The following is a 19,487-nucleotide window of genomic DNA, read 5'->3' as shown; positions in this document are numbered from 1 at the left end:
CCGCCAACAGGGTGCGGCCGGCCAGAACATGGGGGAGTTTATCTAAAACAAAAGCCCCGCCATGGGCGGGGCTTTGTCAAACCATACGGCGCGGCCGAATTGTATCAGGCGTAGCGGCGCAGGCGCAGCGAGAAATCGTGCAACGCCTGGATACCACTGGCCTCGGCACGGTGGCACCAGGCCTGCAGCTGCTGCAGCAGCTGCTCGCGCGTCAGGTTGGAACGGCCCCAGATGGCGGCCAGTTCACGGCGCATTTCGACGAAGGTCTGCAGCGCCTTGTTCTTCTCGACGATGCTCGCCAGCTGCTCGCGCTGCTGCGCGGCCAGCTTGGTTTCCTCGCGGTGGAACCACTTGCTGGCGGGCTTGAAGCTGCGGTACTCGGCCACGCCGCCTTCCTTGAGCTTGTCCAGTTCCTGGCGGAACGCGCCCTTGACGGCCTTGGCGTAGCGCGCCATCACGTCATAGCGGTTGGCGATGATGGCTTCCAGCGTGTTGTGGTCGACCGGACGGGCCTCCACCAGGCGCGCCTTGGGCGGGATCTTCTTGACCTTGGCCAGGCCGATCGCCTGCATCGCGCGGATATAGCCCCAGCCCACGTCGAACTCATACCACTTGATCGAGAACTTGGCCGAGGTCGGGTAGGTGTGATGGTTGTTGTGCAGCTCTTCGCCGCCGATGATCAGGCCCCACGGCGACACGTTGGTCGACGCGTCCTCGCAATCGTAGTTGCGATAGCCCCACCAGTGGCCCAGGCCATTGATGATGCCGGCGGCATGGATCGGGATCCACAGCATCTGCACCGCCCACACGGTCATGCCGATCACGCCGAACAGCGCCAGGTCGATGATCAGCATCAGGCCGACGCCCTGCCAGGTGAAGCGCGAGTACAGGTTGCGCTCGATCCAGTCATTGGGGCAGCCATGGCTGAACTTGGCGATGGTTTCCTTGTTCTTGGCCTCGGCGCGATAGAGTTCGGCCCCCTCCAGCAGTACCTTGCGGATGCCGCGCGTCTGCGGGCTGTGCGGGTCGTCTTCGGTTTCGCACTTGGCGTGGTGCTTGCGGTGGATGGCGGTCCACTCGCGCGTGACCATGCCGGTGGTCAGCCACAGCCAGAAGCGGAAGAAGTGTTGCGCGATGGGGTGCAGGTCCAGCGACCGGTGCGCCATGCAGCGGTGCAGGAAAATGGTGACGCCGGCGATCGTGATATGCGTCATCACCAGCGTGTAGATGACGATCTCCCACCAGGTCCAGTTGGCAAGGCCGTTGGCGGCCCAGTCAAGAATAGTGTCGAACAAACTGTTCTCCGTCGGTTAAACAGGGACTTTCCCGTGCAAGCCGGCTGAGCCGGTACACACAACGCGCAGAAAAAATAGCTGCGAATCTATTGATTGCGATAGCTGTCTGGCGCTTGCCACGGGACCCGAAGTCGCTCCGGGCTCCCCCAGGGCAGGCACGCGTGGCGCCCGCCGTGGCTAGCGGCTCATGGATGAGAGCCGGGTACGAGCCGCTGCAATCTGGCGGCTGTCTGATGTGGGAGCGGGATGTCTCAACCCGCGACAACCCGGCATTCTACCGGATCGCCAAGGGCGCAAGCATACGCTATTTCCCGGATTTGGACGGAGAGCAACGCTTTTCGTTCCACGGGTGCCGCATCCGCCGCCCGTGCGGTGCAGCCCGTGGTCCGGGCGCTCAGGAGGCGTTGGCGGCTTCTGGCAACGCATTTGCCTTTGGCCCGACGGGGCCCGCGGGCAGCGTCTCATGCATCACACGCAACTCGCGCTGCGGGTACGGGATGGAAATGCCGTGCTCGCGAAGGGTGCGCCAGATCGCGCGGTTCATCGCCGATTGCACCCCGAGCTTGCCGTTCTGCGGATCGGCCACGAACACCGCGACTTCATATTCGATGCCGCTGTCGGCGAACAGCACCAGGAACGCCGCCGGCTCCGGGTCTGGCAGCACGCGCGGCAGCGTGCGCACGCATTCGGTCAGCAGCGCGATCACGGTCTCGGGATCGGCGCTGTAGTCGGCCTGCACGCGCGTCGCCACGCGCACGTTGGTATTCGAGAACGAATGATTCTGCACCGACTGCGCCACCAGCTGCTCGTTCGGCACCAGCGTCTCGCCGTCGCCGTTGCGCACCACGGTGTAGCGGGTGCGGATCTGCGACACGATGCCGGTGTACTTGTCCACCGTGATCTGGTCGCCAAGCTTGACCGAGCGGTCCAGCAGGATGATGAAGCCCGAGATGTAATTGCTGGCGATCTTTTGCAAGCCCAGGCCCAGGCCCACGCCCAGCGCGCCGCCGAAAACCGACAGCACGGTCAGGTCGATGCCGACCAGCGACAGGCTCAGCAGCAGCGACACCAGCAGCAGCAAGGCCTTGGAGATACGCGTCAGCACCACCTTCAGGTTGCCGTCGAGGTTGGCCGAACGCATCAGCCGCTCTTCCAGCCACGAGCCGAACCACAGCGCCACCAGCACCGTCAGCAGGATCCAGACCACCGCCATCAGGGTCTCGGCCACGCTGATCTTCTGCTTGCCTCCGATGGAGAAACGCACGCTCTCCATCCAGCCCACCACGTCGCCGAGCACGCCCAGCACGTACAGGGCCATGCCGACCCAGACCAGCGTGGTCAGCACCTTCTCCACCAGCAGCAGCATGCCGTGCAGCTGGCCGCTGCCGGACATCACGCGGCGCAGCACATAGAAGGTGAAATTCAGCGCGGTGATGCCGAACAGCGGCACCAGCGCCAGCCGCAGCACGCTGACCGGGATCAGCGGCGCCAGCGCGAAGCGGGCCACCAGCACCAGCGCCCAGCCGGCCAGCGGGAACATGGCGCGCTCGAGGCTGGCGGCGGCGAAGCGCACCGAGAAGCTCGAGGCCTCGTAACGCGCCTCCAGCCGCCGCACCACGAAGCGCGCCAGTGGCCACGCCACCAGCAGGCAGCCGGCCAGCACCAGCAATTGCCAGAAAAAGCCGGGGCCGCCGGCATCGCGGATCAGGTCGTCCAGCATCTTGCCGAACATCGAATGCGAGGCTTTCAGGTCCTTCAGGCCGCCGAGGTCAGACAGGGTTTCACCGTTCATGGTGCAGATTCAGTGAGGGCCGCCCGCGCGGCGCGGGCGGTGCGGCGGGAAACCGCGATCAGCTGGCGCGCTCCAGCACCGCGGCAAAGAAGCCATCGGTCTGGTGCAGGTGGGGGTACAAGGCAAACATGCCATTGTCCGGCAGCCCCGGCACTTCGATTTTCTGGTCGGCCAGCACTTCGGCGGCCGGCACCAGGCGGAAGTTGGGATGCGCGGCGAGGAAATCGCGCACGATCTGCTCGTTCTCGGCTTCCAGCACGCTGCAGGTCGCGTACACCACGCGGCCGCCGCCTTTCACCAGCCGCGCCGCGGAGTCCAGGATCGCAGTCTGCTTGGCGGTCAGTTCCAGCACCGACTCCGGCGACTGCCGCCACTTCAGGTCGGGGTTGCGGCGCAGCGTGCCCAGGCCGCTGCACGGCGCGTCCACCAGCACGCGGTCGGCCTTGCCCGCCAGGCGCTTGATCTTGGCGTCCCGTTCGGAGTCGATCAGCACCGGATGGACATTGGAGAGGCCGCTGCGCGCCAGCCGCGGCTTCAGGTTGGCCAGGCGCTTTTCCGACACGTCGAAGGCGTAGAGCCGGCCGGTCGAGCGCATCGCCGCGCCCAGCGCCAGGGTCTTGCCGCCCGCGCCGGCGCAGAAGTCGACCACCATCTCGCCGCGCCGCGGCGCCACCAGGCTGCACAGCAGCTGGCTGCCCTCGTCCTGCACCTCGACCAGCCCGTTGACGAAGATCGGCAGCTGGTTCAGGGCCGGCTTGCCGGTCATGCGGATGCCGGCCGGCGCCATCGGCGTAGGCTCGGCGCCCAGGCCCGCGGCCTGCAGCTCGGCCAGCGCGGCCTCGCGGCTGGTCTTGCCCAGGTTGACGCGCAGGTCCAGCGGCGCCGGGCGCAGCCAGGCATCGCCCAGCGCCGCGGCAAAGGCCTCGCCGTGCTGGCGCACCAGTTCGTCGTACAGCCACTCGGGCAGGTTGGCGCGCACACGCGGTGCCAGGCTGGAGCGCTCGATGGTGGTCAGGCGGTCCAGCCACGCGGCTTCATCGGGGTAGAGGAACGGCGACAGCGCATCGCGGCCCAGCGTCGCCGCCAGGCCCAGCAGCGCCAGGCGGCGCGAGGCCGCGCCGGTGCCGCTCTCGGCAAACTGGGCAAACTCGACGCGCCGGCGCAGCACCGCGTAGATCGCTTCGGCAATGATGCCGCGCTCGCGGTGGCCGAGCTTGGCGTTTTCGCGGAAGTAATAGCTCACCACCGCATCGGCGGGTCGCGCGAACAGCATGACCTTGCCCAGCAGGCGATCGATATGCTGGATATGGGTGGCATGCAGCCCGCCATGCACACGCGTAGCGGCGCCGTTGGCACCGGCGGCATTGGGCGACCTGCGGATCGGGCTGCTCTTGCCCTTGCTGCGCGCGGGGGCGCGGCCCTCGCCGCGCGGGGAACGGTTTCCTGCCTGGGTACGGCTCATGCCTGGACTCCTGCCGCCGGGGTCGCGGCGGAGATGGCCATCAGCAATTGCGGTTCGGCCGGGTTGATAACGTTGACTACGCCGTTCTGCAGCCGCAGCCGGTCCTCGACGAACCACTGCACCGCGCGCGGATAAATCATGTGCTCGCAGGCGAGCAGGCGCTCGGCCAGGGTCTCGGGCGTATCGGCCGGCAGCACGTCGAGCGCGGCCTGGATCACGATCGGCCCATGGTCCAGCTCCGGGGTCACGAAATGCACGGTGGCGCCATGCAGCTTGACACCGGCATCCAGCGCCTGCTGGTGGGTGTTCAGGCCGGGGAAGCACGGCAGCAGCGACGGATGGATATTCAGCAGCCGGCCCGCGTAGCGATCGACAAAGCCGGGCGTAAGTATACGCATGAAGCCCGCCAGCACCACCAGGTCGGGGGCATGCGCGTCGATGGCCTCGGCCAGGGCCGCGTCGAAGGCGGCGCGGTCGGGGTACTGGCGATGGTCGACCACGCCGGTTTCAATGCCTTGCTGGCGCGCAAACTGCAGGCCCGCGGCGTCCGGCCGGTTCGACAGCACCGCCGCCACGCGGGCGGGCCAGCCGCCGTCCGCGCAGGCACGGACGATGGCTTCCATATTGGAGCCCCGCCCGGAAATCAAGATGACAATTTTTTTCATCGCGCAATTCTACCAAGGCGAGGCGCTAAACTCCGGTAAAGCCAAACCAGTACGTGCTTAATTCACGAGATCCGGACAGGCGCCGGCTTGCTGGCCTGTGGTAGCGAAGCCGTATAACCCGATTGATGGATTGTGACGCTTCGCCCCCTCTGCTAGAGTGGGCCCTACGTCCACGCGCCATTCCTGTGCATGACACAGGTTCTCCGGAAAGGTGACAACAAGGACGAAACGGGATATTTGAACGGGAATTCGCATGTCGAACGCTGCACCGACGTTGTTGGTGGTCGATGATCATCCTATGGCCTTGTCAGGGACCACCGCCTTCCTGGCCGAAGTCATGCCGGATGTGGCAGTCCATGCCGCCGGCAGCGCCCGCGAGGCCCTGGCCAGCCTGCAGCAAGGCTTGCGCCCCGATATCGTGCTGCTCGATATCTGGCTGAACGACGGTACCGGCTTCGATGCCATGCAGACTTTCAAGACCGTCATCCCGGGCGCGCGCTTTATCTTCATGTCGGCCGAAGCCACCCCTGAAATCGTCGGCCGCGCGCGTGCGCTGTCGGCATGCGGCTTCGTCGGCAAGCATCTCGATGCCAATGCCTTCACCGCCGCGGTACGCAAGGTGCTGGCCGGCGATACCGCCTTCCCCACCGACGAAGCGCTCAACGGGCGCGCCCAATCGTTCGGCCCGGCCCACGGCATTCCGGTCACGCCCGCCGAACTGGGCCTGACGCCGCGCCAGGGTTCGGTGCTGGCGCTGGTGCTGGAAGGCCTGCCCAACAAGGTGATCGCGCGGCGGCTGGGGCTGACCGAGAACACCGTCAAGGAACACGTGTCCGCCATCCTGCAGCGTCTGGGCGTGCGCACCCGCATGCAGGTGATGTCGCGCATGGAACGGTTCCGGCTGCGCCAGTAAGGCCCGCCACCGCCCTCCCCGCCCTCCCCGCTCGCCGGGCGCGCCCGCCGCTGCCTCAGGCCGGACGCAGCCAGCGCCGCAGCAGCATCCGCAGCGAGGCCGGATCCACCGGCTTGGGCAGCACGAAATAACCCGCCTCTTCCGCCGCCGCCAGCGCCGCTGACTTGAGGTCGCCGGTCAGCAATGCGCTGCGCGCCTGCGGCTGCGTGTTCTGCCAGCGCTCGAGCAGGTCCAGGCCATTCTCGCTGCCGGGCAGGCGCAGGTCGCAGAAAATGATGTCCGGGCGCAGGCCCTGCGCGAACAGCTTGTCGGCCTCGGCGCCGTGCGCGGCGCAGGCCACGCGGATGCCCCAGGCCTCCATCAGCGCGATCCACGCCTTGCGGATCTGGCTGTCGTCGTCGACCACCAGCACCGTGCCCTGCAGGCGATCGGGCTTGGCCTCCTCGGCCTGCGCCATGGCGCGCATCTCGCGTACGCTGGCCACGGTCTCGGCCGGCACCGGCGCCAGCGCGAACCAGAACACCGAGCCCTTGCCCGGCACCGAGCGCACGCCATAGGTGCCGCGCATCAGCCGCACGCATTCCTTGAAGATCGCCAGCCCCAGCCCCAGGCCCTGCGACGGGTCGCGCTGCGGGTTGTGGACCTGGTAGTACGGCGAGAAGATGTCCGGCAGATGCTCGGGCGTGACGCCGGCGCCGGTGTCCCACACCTCCAGCCGCACGCTCTTGCGGCGCTGGCGCGCGGTCACCAGCACGCCGCCGCGCTGGGTGTAGCGCAGCGCGTTCTGCACCAGGTTGAACAAGGCCCGGCGCAGCAGCACCGGTTCGGCCATCGCGTACAGTTCGTCCGGCACGCGCGGGGTCAGGGTGAGCCCGCTTTCGCGCGCGTCGGCGGCAAACTGGCTCATCACGTCGCGGATCAGCGCGCCCAGCTCGCAGGGTTCCAGCGTCGGCAGGACCTTGCGCCCTTCCAGCTTGGACAGGTCCAGCAGCGAGCGGAACAGCAGGTCGATGGTCTGCGTGCCCGCCGCCACCTGCTCCACCAGCGGATGCAGCGCGCTCGACTGGTTGCGCGCGCGCAGCGCCTCGACCAGCATCACCAGCGCATGCACCGGCTGGCGCAGGTCATGGCTGGCCGCGGCGAGGAAGCGCGACTTCTCTTCGCTGGCATGCAGCGCGCGCTCCTTCTCGTCCTGGAACTGCTTGGCCAGGCGCCGGCTGTCGCCCTCCAGCTGGATCGCGCGCACCAGCGTCACCTGCAGGTTGAAGGCGTGGCGCGACAGCATCAGCGCGTAGATGGCCAGCAGGCCCTGCACATAGACGCCGTGGCCGGGGAAGGCGAATTCCGCCATCAGCAGGTTCGGCACCAGGATCGGCACGCCGGCGTAGACCAGGTTCGACGGCACCGGCGCCTGCGACACCGCGCCGCCGGCAAGCACGCCGAGCGTCAGCAGGTACAGCACGCTGGAGAACACCGGCGAAGCTGTATACAAATGCAGCAGCGCCGAGCTGCCCCAGGTCACGCCGGTCAGGAAAGCGACCGCGCGCATATTGTTCCACCACTTGTGCGTGTGCGCGGAACGGCTCATCAGGGCGTGGTCGCGCTGGTAGCCAATGTAGAACCACAGCCCCCCGGTCGTGAGCAGCAGCATCACCGCGCACCAGCCCAGCAGCGCGGCGGGGCTGACGTCGTTCCAGAAACCGATGGTGGTCAGCGCGGGCAGCAGCACCGAGGCGACGATGGCGGTCGGCGCATTCTTGTGCACGATGGCCATCAGCTTGGCGCGCGTCTCGACATCGAGCTGGGCGCTCGGCTGAGGCAGGCCCGTGGGCAGGAGCCGGGAAAAGAACCGATAGGTCAGCGCTTTCAACTGGGAATCGGGAATGGGGAAGATCGGGCATACCGCGCTGGATGCCCGCAGCGATCCCGTTAATGAGCCAAAGTGGCGCCTATCATGCCGCCTTTTGCGGCATCGCGCCATGGCGGGAGGGCCGGTTGCGGCACAAAAGCCGCAGCGCAGGGACCGGCCGGGGGCGGCGGCAGCGGCAAGCCGACCCATTCGCCTTATAATGCTCGCTTTACCCGAAACGTTTCCCGCCGTCCCCGTGAAAGTCTTCCGCGGCCTGCCCAACGCCGAGAGCCGGGCGCCCTGCGCGCTCACCATCGGCAATTTCGACGGTGTGCATCGCGGCCACCAGTCGCTGCTCGCGCGTGCGCGGGCGGCGGCGGATGCGCGCGGCCTGCCGCTGTGCGTGATGACCTTCGAGCCGCATCCGCGCGAGTTCTTCACGCCGGACAAGGCCCCCACCCGCATCGCGCTGCTGCGCGACAAGCTCGAAAGCCTGCGCCGCAACGGCGTGGACCGCGTGGTGGTGGAACATTTCAACGCCCACTTTGCCGGCCAGTCACCGCAGGAATTCGTCGAGAACGTGCTCTGGCATGGCCTGCATACCCGCTGGCTGCTAGTCGGCGACGATTTCCGCTTCGGCGCCAAACGCGCCGGCGACTTTGCCTACCTGCAGGAGGCCGGGCGCCGCTACGGCTTCGATGTCGAACAGATGGGCTCGGTGTCCGAGGGCGGCATCCGCATCTCCAGCTCGGCGGTGCGCCAGGCGCTGGCCGATGGCGACCTGGAGCACGCACGGCGCCTGCTCGGCCACGGCTACGCCATCAGCGGCCACGTGATCCACGGCCGCAAGCTGGGCCGCGACCTGGGCTTCCCGACGCTGAACCTGCGCATTTCGCACAAGCGGCCCGCGGTCAGCGGCATCTTCGTGGTGCAGGTGCACGGCATTGCCGACCATCCGCTGCCCGGCGTGGCCAGCATCGGCGTGCGCCCCACCATCGAGGACGCCGGCCGGGTGCTGCTGGAAGTCCACCTGTTCGATTTCAATGACAGCCTGTACGGCAAGCTGGTGCGGGTCGAATTCATGAAAAAGCTGCGCGACGAGGCGCGCTTCGACTCCCTGGACGAACTCACCGCCGCGATCGCCAAGGACAGCGCCGATGCGCGCGCCTTTTTCGGCCTGACGGCGCCCGGCGCCGCGGCGGCGGTGGCGGCGGACGGCAGCGGCGGCCGCGATTTCGCCACCTCGGCCACCGACCGAATTAGGTAGCGGCCGGCGCCCCGCATCCCGCTGCGCGGGCCCGGTTCGCACGCCGCCTGCCCCAGCCTTCACGCGCGCCCGCCGGCCCAGCGCCGGCCCCGCGCCAACCGAATTGCCCTGAGAATCGAAATGTCTGACGACAAACGCGCCAAGCCCGAGAAGAACAAGTATCCCGTCAACCTGCTCGACACGCCCTTCCCGATGCGTGGCGACCTGCCCAAGCGCGAGCCGCAATGGGTCAAGCAGTGGCAGGACAAGCAGCTCTACAAGAAGATCCGCGCGGCGCGCAAGGGCGCGAAGAAGTTCGTGCTGCACGACGGCCCCCCCTATGCCAACGGCGATATCCATATCGGCCACGCCGTCAACAAGGTGCTCAAGGACATGATCATCAAGGCGCGCGGCCTGACCGGGCTCGACGCCGTCTACGTGCCGGGCTGGGACTGCCACGGCATGCCGATCGAGATCCAGATCGAGAAGAAGTTCGGCAAGGGCCTGCCGGTGCAGGAAGTCCAGGCCAAGGCGCGCGCCTACGCCACCGAGCAGATCAAGCGGCAGATGGTGGACTTCGAGCGCCTGGGCGTGCTGGGCGACTGGGACCACCCCTACCTGACCATGAACTACAGCAACGAGGCCGACGAACTGCGCGCGCTCGGCAAGATCATGGAAAAGGGCTATGTATTCCGCGGCCTGAAGCCGGTGAACTGGTGCTTTGACTGCGGCTCGGCGCTGGCCGAGGCCGAAGTCGAATACAAGGACAAGGTCGACCTGTCGATCGACGTGGGCTTCCCGTTCGCCGAGACCGACAAGCTGGCGCACGCATTCAAGGTGCCGGTCGAGCAGCTCGACGCCAGGCCGGGCTGGATCGTGATCTGGACCACCACGCCGTGGACCATCCCGAGCAACCAGGCGCTGAACGTGCACCCCGAGGTGGAATACGCGCTGGTCGACACCCCGCGCGGCCACCTGATCCTGGCCACCGAGCGCGTCGAAGAGCAGCTGAAGATCTACGACCTGCAGGGCGAAGTCGTCGCCACCACTACCGGCGCGGCGCTGTCGGAAATCCGCTTCCACCATCCGCTGGCCAGGATGGACGCGGGCTATGACCGGCTCTCGCCGGTCTACCTGGGCGACTACGTCACCACCGACACCGGCTCGGGCATCGTGCACTCGGCGCCGGCCTATGGCGTGGAAGACTTCCAGTCATGCAAAGCGCACGGCATGCCGGATGCGGACATCATCAGCCCGGTGATGGGCAACGGCGTCTACGCCGGCACGCTGCCGCTGTTCGGCGGGCTCTCGATCTGGGACGCCAACCCGAAGATCGTCGAGGCGCTGCAGGAATCGGGCAACCTGTTCAACTCGCACCGGTACACCCACAGCTACATGCACTGCTGGCGCCACAAGACGCCGATCATCTACCGCGCCACCTCGCAGTGGTTCGCGGGCATGGACGTGGACCCGGCCGAGGAAAACGGCAAGCCCGTGCCGACGCTGCGCGAGACCGCGCTGGCGGGCATCGAGGCGACCGAGTTCTATCCGTCGTGGGGCAAGCAGCGCCTGCACAACATGATCGCCCACCGCCCGGACTGGACCCTGTCGCGCCAGCGCCAGTGGGGCGTGCCGATGGCGTTCTTCGTGCACAAGGAAACCGGCGCGCTGCATCCGCGCACGCCCGAACTGCTGGAACAGATCGCCAGGCGCGTCGAGCAGCACGGCATCGAGGCCTGGCAGACGCTGGATCCGGCCGAGCTGCTGGGCGACGAGGCCAGCCAGTATGAAAAGAACCGCGACACGCTCGATGTCTGGTTCGATTCCGGCACCACGCACTGGACCGTGATCCGCGGCTCGCACCGCGACGACCTGTACGATGCGGCCGCCGATGAGGCCGACGGCCGCCTGGCCGACCTGTACCTGGAAGGCTCGGACCAGCACCGCGGCTGGTTCCACTCGTCGCTGCTGACCGCCTCGATGCTGTATGGCAAGCCGCCCTACAAGGCGCTGCTGACGCACGGCTTTACCGTCGACGGCGAAGGCCGCAAGATGTCCAAGTCGATCGGCAATACCGTGTCGCCGCAGGACATTGCGAACAAGATGGGCGCCGAGATCATCCGCCTGTGGGTGGCCTCGACCGATTACTCCGGCGAGCTGTCGATCTCGGACGAGATCCTCAAGCGCGTGGTGGAGGGCTATCGCCGCATCCGCAATACGCTGCGCTTCCTGCTGTCCAACCTGTCCGACTACGACCACGCCAGGCACGCACTGCCGGCGGCAGAGTGGCTGGAGATCGACCGCTACGCCGTGGCGCTGACCGCGCAGCTGCAGAAGGAAGTGCTGTCGCACTACGAGGCCTATGAATTCCACCCGGTGGTGGCCAAGCTGCAGACCTTCTGCTCCGAGGACCTGGGCGGCTTCTACCTCGACGTGCTGAAGGACCGCCTGTACACCACCGCGCCGGACTCGAAGGCGCGCCGCGCCGCGCAGAACGCGCTGTACCACATCACCCAGGCGATGCTGCACTGGATGGCGCCGTTCCTGTCGTTTACCGCCGAGGAAGCGTGGCAGGTGTTCGCCCATGGCACCGCGCACACCGACACCATCTTCACCAGCACCTATTACGCCGTGCCGGAAGTCGACGACGCCGACGACCTGCTGCAGAAATGGCATACGCTGCGCGAGGTGCGCGCCGAGGTCACCCGGCAGCTGGAAGCGGTGCGCGTGGAAGGCGAGATCGGTTCGTCGCTGCAGGCCGAGCTGACCATCCAGGCCGGTGGTCCGGTGCTGGCGGCGCTGCAAAGCCTGGGCGACGACCTGCGCTTCGTGCTGCTGACCTCGTCGGCCAAGGTCGCGCCAGCGCCCGAGGCCGGCGACCTGCTGGTGACGGTGACGCCGTCGGCGCATGCCAAGTGCGAGCGCTGCTGGCACTACCGCGCCGACGTCGGCCACAACCCCGACCACCCCACCCTCTGCGGCCGCTGCGACAGCAACCTGTTCGGCGCCGGCGAACACAGGAGCCATGCCTGATGGCATCGACCACGTCCCGTTCGGCGCGCCCGGCGCGCCGCAACAACAAGGCTGCCGGCAGCACCACCCCGCTGCTGTGGATGGCCTTTGCGCTGCTGGTGGTGCTGCTCGACCAGTTCTTCAAGATCGTGATCGTGCGCAGCTTCAGCTACGGCGAGTCGCGCCCGGTGACCGGCTTCTTCAACCTGGTGCTGGTCTACAACAAGGGCGCGGCGTTCAGCTTCCTGGCTGACGCCGGCGGCTGGCAGCGCTGGTTCTTCACCGGCCTGGGCGTGGTGGTCGGCGCGTTCATCGTCTGGCTGCTGTACCGCCATACCGGCCAGCGGCTGTTCTGCTTCGCGGTGTCGCTGATCCTGGGCGGCGCGGTCGGCAACGTGATCGACCGCGTGGTCTACGGCCACGTGATCGATTTCCTGGACTTCTACATGGGCAGGTATCACTGGCCGGCTTTCAATGTCGCGGACTGTGCCATCACGGTGGGCGCGGTGCTGCTGATCGTCGACGAGCTGCGGCGGGTGCGCAAGCACTGAGCGGCACCGGTACCATTCCTCTTCCCTCCCCAGCCAGGTTCCCACCATGGATTTGCGCGGCAAGCACATCGTTCTCGGCCTGACCGGCGGCATCGCCTGCTACAAGTCGGCCGAACTGGTCCGGCTGCTGACCAAGGCCGGCGCCACCGTGCAGGTGGCCATGACCGAGGCGGCGACGCATTTCATTACGCCGGTGACGATGCAGGCGCTGTCGGGCCGGCCGGTTTTCCTGTCGCAATGGGATGCGCGCATCGACAACAACATGGCGCATATCGACCTCTCGCGCGAGGCCGACGCCATTGTCATCGCCCCTGCGTCCACCGACTTCATGGCGCGGCTGGCCAACGGCCTGTGCGACGACCTGCTGAGCACGCTGTGCATCGCGCGCGACTGCCCGCTGCTGGTGGCGCCGGCGATGAACCGCCAGATGTGGGCCGCCCCCGCCACCCAGCGCAACGCCGCCCAACTTCGCGCCGACGGCGTGGTGATCCTGGGCCCGGGCAGCGGGGACCAGGCCTGCGGCGAAGTCGGCGACGGCCGCATGCTGGAGCCCGAGGAGCTGCTCGACGACATCATCGCCTTCTTCCAGCCCAAGCCGCTGCAAGGCAAGCGCATGCTGATCACCGCGGGCCCAACCTTCGAGGCGATCGATCCGGTGCGCGGCATCACCAACCTGTCGTCAGGCAAGATGGGCTTCTCGATCGCGCGCGCGGCGCGCGAGGCCGGCGCCGAAGTGCTGCTGGTGGCCGGCCCCACCGGCCTGCCCACCCCGCGCGGCGTGATGCGCACCGACGTGCGCAGCGCGCAGCAGATGCATGACGCGGTGATGGCGCAGCTGAGCGGCGTCGATGTCTTTGTCGCGGTGGCCGCGGTGGCGGACTGGCGCCCGGCCGAGGTCGCGCAGCAGAAGCTGAAGAAGGCCAGCGATACCGATACGCCCACGCTGCAGTTCGTGCAGAACCCCGACATCCTGGCCGCGGTAGCGGCCCGCGCCGACGCGCCCTACTGCGTCGGCTTTGCCGCCGAAAGCGAGAACCTGGAGCAGTACGGCGAGCAGAAGCGCCAGCGCAAGGGCGTGCCGCTGCTGGTGGGCAATATCGGCCACCACACCTTCGGCCTCGACGACAACGAGATCGTGCTGTTCGACGCCGCCGGCATGACGCGGCTGCCGCGCGCCGACAAGCTGTCACTGGCACGCCAGCTGGTCGCGGCCATCGGCCAGCGCCTGCCCGGTCGCGCGCGGCCCTGACTTTTGCAACGCATTCCCGAGATTGCTTATGACCCAGCCTCTGAACCCGACCGTCGAAATCAAGGTGCTCGATGCGCGCCTGAACGAATGGGGCCTGCCCGCCTACCAGAGCGAGATGGCCGCCGCCATCGACCTGCACGCCTGTGTCGACGCGCCCGTGGCGATCGCGCCGGGCACGCCCGCGCAGCTGGTGCCGGCCGGCATCGCCGTGCACATGGGCAATCCGTACATGGCCGCGACCATCGTGCCGCGCTCGGGCCTGGGCCACAAGAAGGGGCTGGTGCTGGGCAACTCGATCGGCGTGATCGATGCCGACTACCAGGGCCAGATCATGGTCAGCGTGTGGAACCGCAACGCGCCGGGCACCGAGCCGATCGTGATCCAGCCGGGCGAGCGCATTGCGCAGATGATGTTCGTGCCGGTGCTGCGACCGGTGTTTTCGACGGTCGAGGAATTCAGCGAGGACAGCGAACGCGGTGCGGGCGGCTTTGGCTCGACCGGCGTGCATCACGCCAAGGCTGGCGCCTGACCGGCGGCCGACCCCGGCATGAAGCACTGGCGCCCCGCGGGGCGCCAGTTTGCATTTCAGTCCTGCTGCTCGAACAGCAAGGCCACGCCGCTGGCGGCATCGGCCGGCACCAGGGTTTCGCGCGGGCCCAGGTCGTGGATCGGCACGCCCTGCGCGCGCCAGCCGGCACGGGCTGCCGCAAGGTCGTGGGTACGCAGCCGGATCGCCGCATACCCCGGCCCTTCGCGCCGGATATGCGCGCTGCCGGTGGCTGACGCCAGCGCCTGCGGCGTGCTGAGCACCAGCGCGGCATTGTCGAGCGCCAGGCTGCTGACATGTTCGCTCAGCTGTGTCAGTTCCCCGCCGGTCAGCTCGGCATAGGCGCGCGCGGCGGCATCCACCAGCGCCGGCGCCACCACCAGGAACATGGTCGCGATGCTGTGCGCGCCGTTGGCATGGCGCATCCATTCGGGCCGCCACAGCAGCTCGGGCGTGCGGTGCTCGCAGACGAAATAGCGCGCGCCCGGGGCATCGTCGAGCGCGGTCACGCGAAAGGTGGCCGGATGCTCGCTGCCATCGTCCAGCCGCACCGGACGCGAGAATTCGATCGGTTCCGAGGTATGCCAGCCGTCCGCACGCAGCCGCGCCGCGGTGGCAAAGGCATCGGCGCTCTTGCACGACATCGCCGCACAGCCGCCGCCACGCTGCTGGGCGTCCCAGTAATACTGCCGGCTGGGGCTGGGCGCGGTCACGTGCAGCAGCTCGAGGTAGTCCCGCTGCAACATGATGCAGTGGTTCTGCGAGCCCAGCGTGTGGTAGCCGCGCGGCGTCAGCGTGAAGCCGAGCCGCTGCCAGGCCTGGGCTCCGGCATCGAGGTCGGGGCACACCACCACGGCGTGATCGAACATTGCTGCTTGCGTTGCCATCGGCATCCCCCCGGACGCATGGCGCGCGGCGGCGCCGGACTGGTTCATTCGAACTGGATATTGGCCTTGCGCGCCACCGCCTGCCACTTGTCATGCTCGCGGCGCACCAGCTGGCCCAGCTCGGACGGGCTGCCGCCGACGATTTCGAAGCCTTGCGCGCCCAGCGCCTCGACCACGCGCGGCTGGCGCAGCGATTCGACCAGCGCGCCATGCAGGCGCGTCACCGTCGCCGCCGGCAGGTCGGCCGGACCGAATACACCGATCCACGAATACGCCTCGAAGCCCTTGAGGCCCTGCTCGGCCACCGTCGGCACCTGCGGCAACTGGCGCAGCCGGCTGGTGCCGGTCACGCCCAGTACCTTGATCGTGCGCGCGGCCACGTGCGCCTGCACCGCGGCATAGCTGCTGAAGAAGATGTCGACCTCATTGGACAGCACCGCCTGCACCGCCGGGCCGCCGCCCTTGTAGGGCACGTGCAGCATATGCACGCCGGCCTCGGTCGCCAGCGCCTCGGCCGCGAGCTGGTTCAGGCTGCCGATGCCTGACGACGCATAGCGTACGCCGTCATGCCGGGCCTTGGCCAGCGCCACCAGTTCGCGCACGTTCGACGCCGGCAGCGCCGGGTTGGCGGCGATCACCAGCGGGAAGCGCACCAGCTGAGAGATCGGCGAGAAATCGCGGAAGGTGTCGTAGGGCAGCTGCTTGTAGGCAAACGGGTTGATCGCATGCGTGTCGAACGCCATCAGCAGCGTATTGCCATCGGGACGGGCGCGCGCCACGGTGCTCGACGCGATCAGCCCGCCCGCGCCCGGCTTGTTGTCCACCACCACGGTCTGCCCCAGCGCCGCCTTCAGTCCGGGCTGCAGCTGGCGCGCGACGATGTCGACGCTGCCGCCCGGCGGGAACGGCAGCACCAGTACGATCGGACGGTGGCTGGCGGCGCCATCGGCGGCGGTGGCATGGAACATCGGGCCCGGCAAGGCGCCCAGCGGCAGGATCTTGAGCAGCAGGCGGCGGCGCCGCGTGCGTTCGGCAGAGGACATCGGGGTGTTCGGTTTCGGGGCGCTGGAGGCGTGGGGCGGCAGGGCAAAGGAAACGGGGCGGCCAGTGTGGCCGCCCCGCTATTTTGCCCGATGATCGACCCCGTTGCTGGCAACGCGGCCGAATATCGCTCAGGCTTCTGCGCGCTGTTCCTCGGGTGCCTCGGGCGGTTCGGGCTCGATCTCGGAGAAATCGAGCTTGATCTGGTCCTGCTCGTCCAGATCCACCACCACCTTGCCGCCGGAAACCAGGCGGCCAAACAGCAGCTCGTCGGCCAGCGCCTTGCGGATCATGTCCTGGATCAGTCGTTGCATCGGCCGCGCCCCCATCAGCGGGTCGAAGCCCTTGTGCGCCAGGAACTTGCGCAGCTTCTCGCTGAAGCTGGCTTCCACCTTCTTCTCGTGCAGCTGCTCTTCCAGCTGCATCAGGAACTTGTCGACCACGCGCAGGATGATTTCCTCGTCCAGCGAGCGGAAGCTGATGGTGGCATCCAGCCGGTTGCGGAACTCCGGCGTGAACATGCGCTTGATGTCGGCCATCTCGTCGCCCTGCTCGCGCGAGCTGGTGAAGCCGATGGTGGCGCGGTTCATGGTCTCCGCTCCCGCGTTGGTGGTCATGATGATGATCACGTTGCGGAAGTCGGCGCGCCGGCCGTTGTTGTCGGTCAGCGAACCATGGTCCATCACCTGCAGCAGGATATTGAAGATATCCGGATGCGCTTTCTCGATTTCGTCCAGCAGCAGCACGCAGTGCGGCTTCTTGGTGACGGCCTCGGTCAGCAGCCCGCCCTGGTCGAAGCCGACGTATCCCGGCGGCGCGCCGATCAGGCGGCTCACCGCATGGCGCTCCATGTATTCGGACATGTCGAAGCGCAGCAGCTCGATGCCCATGATGAAGGCCAGCTGCTTGGCGACTTCGGTCTTGCCCACGCCGGTGGGACCCGAGAACAGGAACGAGCCGATCGGCTTGTCGGTCTTGCCCAGGCCCGCGCGCGACATCTTGATCGCCGACGCCAGCGCCTCGATTGCCGGATCCTGGCCGAACACCACCGATTTCAGGTCGCGCTCCAGCGTCTGCAGCTTGCTGCGGTCGTCCTGGTTCACGCTCTGCGGCGGAATGCGCGCGATGCGCGAGACGATGTCCTCGATCTCGCCCTTGCCGATGGTTTTCTTCTGCTTGGACTTGGGCAGGATGCGCTGCGCCGCGCCGGCTTCGTCGATCACGTCGATGGCCTTGTCCGGCAGGTGGCGGTCGGTGATGAAGCGCGCCGACAGCTCGGCTGCGGCAGTCAGCGCCGACGACGCGTACTTGACGCCATGGTGTTCCTCGAAGCGCGACTTCAGCCCGCGCAGGATCTGCACGGTCTGGTCCACCGACGGCTCGACCACGTCGATCTTCTGGAAGCGCCGCGACAGCGCCGCGTCCTTCTCGAAGATGCCGCGGTATTCGGTGAAGGTGGTCGCGCCGATGCACTTGAGCTGGCCCGAGGACAGCGCCGGCTTGAGCAGGTTGCTCGCGTCGAGCGTCCCGCCCGAGGCGGCGCCCGCGCCGATCAGCGTGTGGATCTCGTCGATGAACAGGATCGCGTTGGGGTTGTCCTTGAGCGATTTCAGCACGCCCTTCAGGCGCTGCTCGAAATCGCCGCGGTACTTGGTGCCGGCCAGCAGCGCGCCCATGTCGAGCGAGTAGACGGTGGCCTTTTCCAGGATGTCCGGCACCTCGTTCTTGGTGATGCGCCACGCCAGGCCTTCCGCAATCGCGGTCTTGCCGACGCCGGCCTCGCCCACCAGCAGCGGGTTGTTCTTGCGCCGGCGGCACAGCACCTGGACCACGCGCTCGACCTCGCTCTCGCGGCCGATCAGCGGATCGATCTTGCCCGCCTTGGCCAGCGCGTTCAGGTTCTGGGTGTATTGCTCGAGCGGGCTTTCCTTGCCGTCGCCGCCCTCGCCCTCGCCGGCCGCCTCGCCGTGCTTGGCGGGCTCGGACTGGTCCTTGCGGATGCCGTGGCTGATGAAATTGACCACGTCCAGGCGCGTCACGCCCTGCTGCTGCAGGTAATAGACCGCGTGCGAATCCTTCTCGCCGAAAATCGCGACCAGCACGTTGGCGCCGGTGACTTCCTTCTTGCCGTTGGAAGTCGACTGGACGTGCATGATGGCGCGCTGGATCACGCGCTGGAAACCCAGCGTGGGCTGGGTATCGACCTCGTCGGTACCCGGCACCACCGGCGTGTTGTCCGCGATGAAGTTCTTCAGGCTGGTGCGCAGGTCCTCGATATTGGCCGCGCAGGCGCGCAAGACTTCAGCTGCCGTCGGATTGTCGAGCAATGCCAGCAGCAGGTGCTCCACGGTAATGAACTCGTGGCGTGCCTGCCTGGCTTCGACAAAAGCCATATGCAGGCTCACTTCCAATTCTTGCGCAATCATGCTTCCTCCATCACGCACTGCAGGGGGTGTCCCGCCTGCCGCGCGTGCGTTGACACCAGCTCGACCTTAGTCGCCGCGATATCCCTGGTGTAGATACCACAGACGCCCTTTCCTTCCCGGTGCACGGTCAGCATGATCTGCGTCGCCGTTTCCCGGTCCCTGCTGAAATACTGCTGCAGGATCATCACGACAAACTCCATCGGAGTGTAGTCGTCGTTCAGCAGCACCACCTTGAACATGGCAGGCGGTTTCAGCGCCTGCTCTTTGCGCTCCAGGATGGTGCCCGCTTCGCGTTGTGGGACATTCGCAAGCCGTGTAGCCATGGCTTTATTCTAACCCTTACTCGCAACTCTGCAATTTGGGGAAAAGGCGGTGGATTCAAGAGTCCGGCCACCGGTTTTCCGAGGTCAATGGGAGCGGATGGTTCCGCGGTAGGCCTTGCAAGGCACGTCGCCGCACCGCCCGAAAATCCGGGCCGGCGACCGCCGGTTCATGGCAACGGTAACACCGGGCGCCGTCCTGTTCCTGCCACACCCTCCTGGCAGTGGGGAA

15 protein-coding genes are annotated in these 19,487 nt (G+C 67.3%); 6 read left to right on the top strand and 9 right to left on the bottom strand.

The features are described from left to right. Positions 1–104: 104 nt before the first annotated feature. The 4 genes from A3AG_RS0124765 to purN form a co-directional block, all read right to left on the bottom strand. Entirely contained in the window at positions 105–1,295 is a 1,191-nt protein-coding gene (locus A3AG_RS0124765; protein WP_018007987.1) for a DesA family fatty acid desaturase, read from the bottom strand. Positions 1,296–1,689: 394 nt separating this feature from the next. Then, on the bottom strand, positions 1,690–3,087 hold the full coding sequence (locus A3AG_RS0124760; protein WP_018007986.1) for a mechanosensitive ion channel family protein: 1,398 nt from the start codon (positions 3,085–3,087) through the stop codon (positions 1,690–1,692). A 58-nt stretch (positions 3,088–3,145) separates the two neighbouring features. Continuing rightward, a complete protein-coding gene (locus A3AG_RS0124755) occupies positions 3,146–4,549 on the bottom strand; it encodes an RsmB/NOP family class I SAM-dependent RNA methyltransferase (RefSeq protein ID WP_018007985.1) in 1,404 nt (467 codons plus the stop codon). After that, on the bottom strand, positions 4,546–5,214 hold the full coding sequence (gene purN, locus A3AG_RS0124750) for a phosphoribosylglycinamide formyltransferase (RefSeq protein WP_018007984.1): 669 nt from the start codon (positions 5,212–5,214) through the stop codon (positions 4,546–4,548). The genes A3AG_RS0124755 and purN overlap by 4 nt, the downstream gene beginning before the upstream one ends. Positions 5,215–5,467: 253 nt before the next feature. Between purN and A3AG_RS0124745 the strand changes: the two genes are divergently transcribed. Further along, positions 5,468–6,127: a response regulator gene (locus A3AG_RS0124745; RefSeq protein ID WP_012353747.1), complete on the top strand. Its 660-nt coding sequence runs from the start codon at positions 5,468–5,470 to the stop codon at positions 6,125–6,127. Positions 6,128–6,182: 55 nt separating this feature from the next. On the opposite strand, the gene A3AG_RS0124740 is transcribed toward A3AG_RS0124745, so the two are convergent. Continuing rightward, positions 6,183–7,988, bottom strand: coding sequence for a hybrid sensor histidine kinase/response regulator (locus tag A3AG_RS0124740; RefSeq protein WP_420840091.1), 1,806 nt, complete (start codon positions 7,986–7,988; stop codon positions 6,183–6,185). 244 nt (positions 7,989–8,232) lie between these two features. Here A3AG_RS0124740 and A3AG_RS0124735 point away from each other — a divergent pair, with 244 nt between their 5' ends. From A3AG_RS0124735 to dut, 5 genes are all read left to right on the top strand, one after another. Continuing rightward, positions 8,233–9,243: a bifunctional riboflavin kinase/FAD synthetase gene (locus A3AG_RS0124735; protein ID WP_026164452.1), complete on the top strand. Its 1,011-nt coding sequence runs from the start codon at positions 8,233–8,235 to the stop codon at positions 9,241–9,243. Between the two features lie 120 nt (positions 9,244–9,363). Next, entirely contained in the window at positions 9,364–12,255 is a 2,892-nt protein-coding gene (ileS, locus tag A3AG_RS0124730) for an isoleucine--tRNA ligase (RefSeq protein ID WP_018007982.1), read from the top strand. Then, the gene (gene lspA, locus A3AG_RS0124725; protein WP_018007981.1) at positions 12,255–12,785 is read left to right on the top strand and encodes a signal peptidase II; all 531 of its coding nucleotides are present in this window, start codon (positions 12,255–12,257) and stop codon (positions 12,783–12,785) included. Before ileS ends, lspA begins: the two co-directional genes overlap by 1 nt. 46 nt (positions 12,786–12,831) lie before the next feature. Further along, the gene (gene coaBC / locus A3AG_RS0124720; protein ID WP_018007980.1) at positions 12,832–14,034 is read left to right on the top strand and encodes a bifunctional phosphopantothenoylcysteine decarboxylase/phosphopantothenate--cysteine ligase CoaBC; all 1,203 of its coding nucleotides are present in this window, start codon (positions 12,832–12,834) and stop codon (positions 14,032–14,034) included. A gap of 28 nt (positions 14,035–14,062) precedes the next feature. Beyond that, on the top strand, positions 14,063–14,563 hold the full coding sequence (gene dut / locus A3AG_RS0124715) for a dUTP diphosphatase (protein WP_018007979.1): 501 nt from the start codon (positions 14,063–14,065) through the stop codon (positions 14,561–14,563). A 56-nt stretch (positions 14,564–14,619) separates the two neighbouring features. Here dut and A3AG_RS0124710 read toward each other — a convergent pair whose 3' ends face one another. From A3AG_RS0124710 to clpS, 4 genes are all read right to left on the bottom strand, one after another. After that, positions 14,620–15,468 carry a VOC family protein gene (locus A3AG_RS0124710; protein ID WP_026164451.1) on the bottom strand — a complete coding sequence of 283 codons (849 nt, stop codon included), beginning with the start codon at positions 15,466–15,468 and terminating at the stop codon, positions 14,620–14,622. Positions 15,469–15,512: 44 nt separating this feature from the next. Next, a complete protein-coding gene (locus A3AG_RS0124705) occupies positions 15,513–16,511 on the bottom strand; it encodes a tripartite tricarboxylate transporter substrate binding protein (protein ID WP_018007977.1) in 999 nt (332 codons plus the stop codon). A 129-nt stretch (positions 16,512–16,640) separates the two neighbouring features. Continuing rightward, complete coding sequence (clpA, locus tag A3AG_RS0124700; protein WP_018007976.1) at positions 16,641–18,935, bottom strand: ATP-dependent Clp protease ATP-binding subunit ClpA; 2,295 nt, start codon at positions 18,933–18,935, stop codon at positions 16,641–16,643. Continuing rightward, complete coding sequence (clpS, locus tag A3AG_RS0124695; RefSeq protein WP_010814998.1) at positions 18,932–19,258, bottom strand: ATP-dependent Clp protease adapter ClpS; 327 nt, start codon at positions 19,256–19,258, stop codon at positions 18,932–18,934. Before clpS ends, clpA begins: the two co-directional genes overlap by 4 nt. Between the last annotated feature and the right edge of the window lie 229 nt (positions 19,259–19,487).

It is taken from the genome of Cupriavidus neocaledonicus (genome assembly GCF_000372525.1).
Taxonomy (GTDB): domain Bacteria; phylum Pseudomonadota; class Gammaproteobacteria; order Burkholderiales; family Burkholderiaceae; genus Cupriavidus; species Cupriavidus neocaledonicus.
Note: the sequence above shows the minus strand (reverse complement) of the source record. Positions and strands in the feature narration are given on the sequence as shown.

What these genes read in the sequence shown, in the direction of transcription:
- clpS (WP_010814998.1), bottom strand. Translation starts at nt 19,258, where the DNA reads ATGGCTACACGGCTTGCGAATGTCCCACAACGCGAAGCGGGCACCATC.
- ileS (WP_018007982.1), top strand. Translation starts at nt 9,364, where the DNA reads ATGTCTGACGACAAACGCGCCAAGCCCGAGAAGAACAAGTATCCCGTC.
- purN (WP_018007984.1), bottom strand. Translation starts at nt 5,214, where the DNA reads ATGAAAAAAATTGTCATCTTGATTTCCGGGCGGGGCTCCAATATGGAA.
- A3AG_RS0124755 (WP_018007985.1), bottom strand. Translation starts at nt 4,549, where the DNA reads ATGAGCCGTACCCAGGCAGGAAACCGTTCCCCGCGCGGCGAGGGCCGC.
- clpA (WP_018007976.1), bottom strand. Translation starts at nt 18,935, where the DNA reads ATGATTGCGCAAGAATTGGAAGTGAGCCTGCATATGGCTTTTGTCGAA.
- coaBC (WP_018007980.1), top strand. Translation starts at nt 12,832, where the DNA reads ATGGATTTGCGCGGCAAGCACATCGTTCTCGGCCTGACCGGCGGCATC.
- lspA (WP_018007981.1), top strand. Translation starts at nt 12,255, where the DNA reads ATGGCATCGACCACGTCCCGTTCGGCGCGCCCGGCGCGCCGCAACAAC.
- dut (WP_018007979.1), top strand. Translation starts at nt 14,063, where the DNA reads ATGACCCAGCCTCTGAACCCGACCGTCGAAATCAAGGTGCTCGATGCG.
- A3AG_RS0124710 (WP_026164451.1), bottom strand. Translation starts at nt 15,468, where the DNA reads ATGGCAACGCAAGCAGCAATGTTCGATCACGCCGTGGTGGTGTGCCCC.
- A3AG_RS0124705 (WP_018007977.1), bottom strand. Translation starts at nt 16,511, where the DNA reads ATGTCCTCTGCCGAACGCACGCGGCGCCGCCGCCTGCTGCTCAAGATC.
- A3AG_RS0124760 (WP_018007986.1), bottom strand. Translation starts at nt 3,087, where the DNA reads ATGAACGGTGAAACCCTGTCTGACCTCGGCGGCCTGAAGGACCTGAAA.
- A3AG_RS0124745 (WP_012353747.1), top strand. Translation starts at nt 5,468, where the DNA reads ATGTCGAACGCTGCACCGACGTTGTTGGTGGTCGATGATCATCCTATG.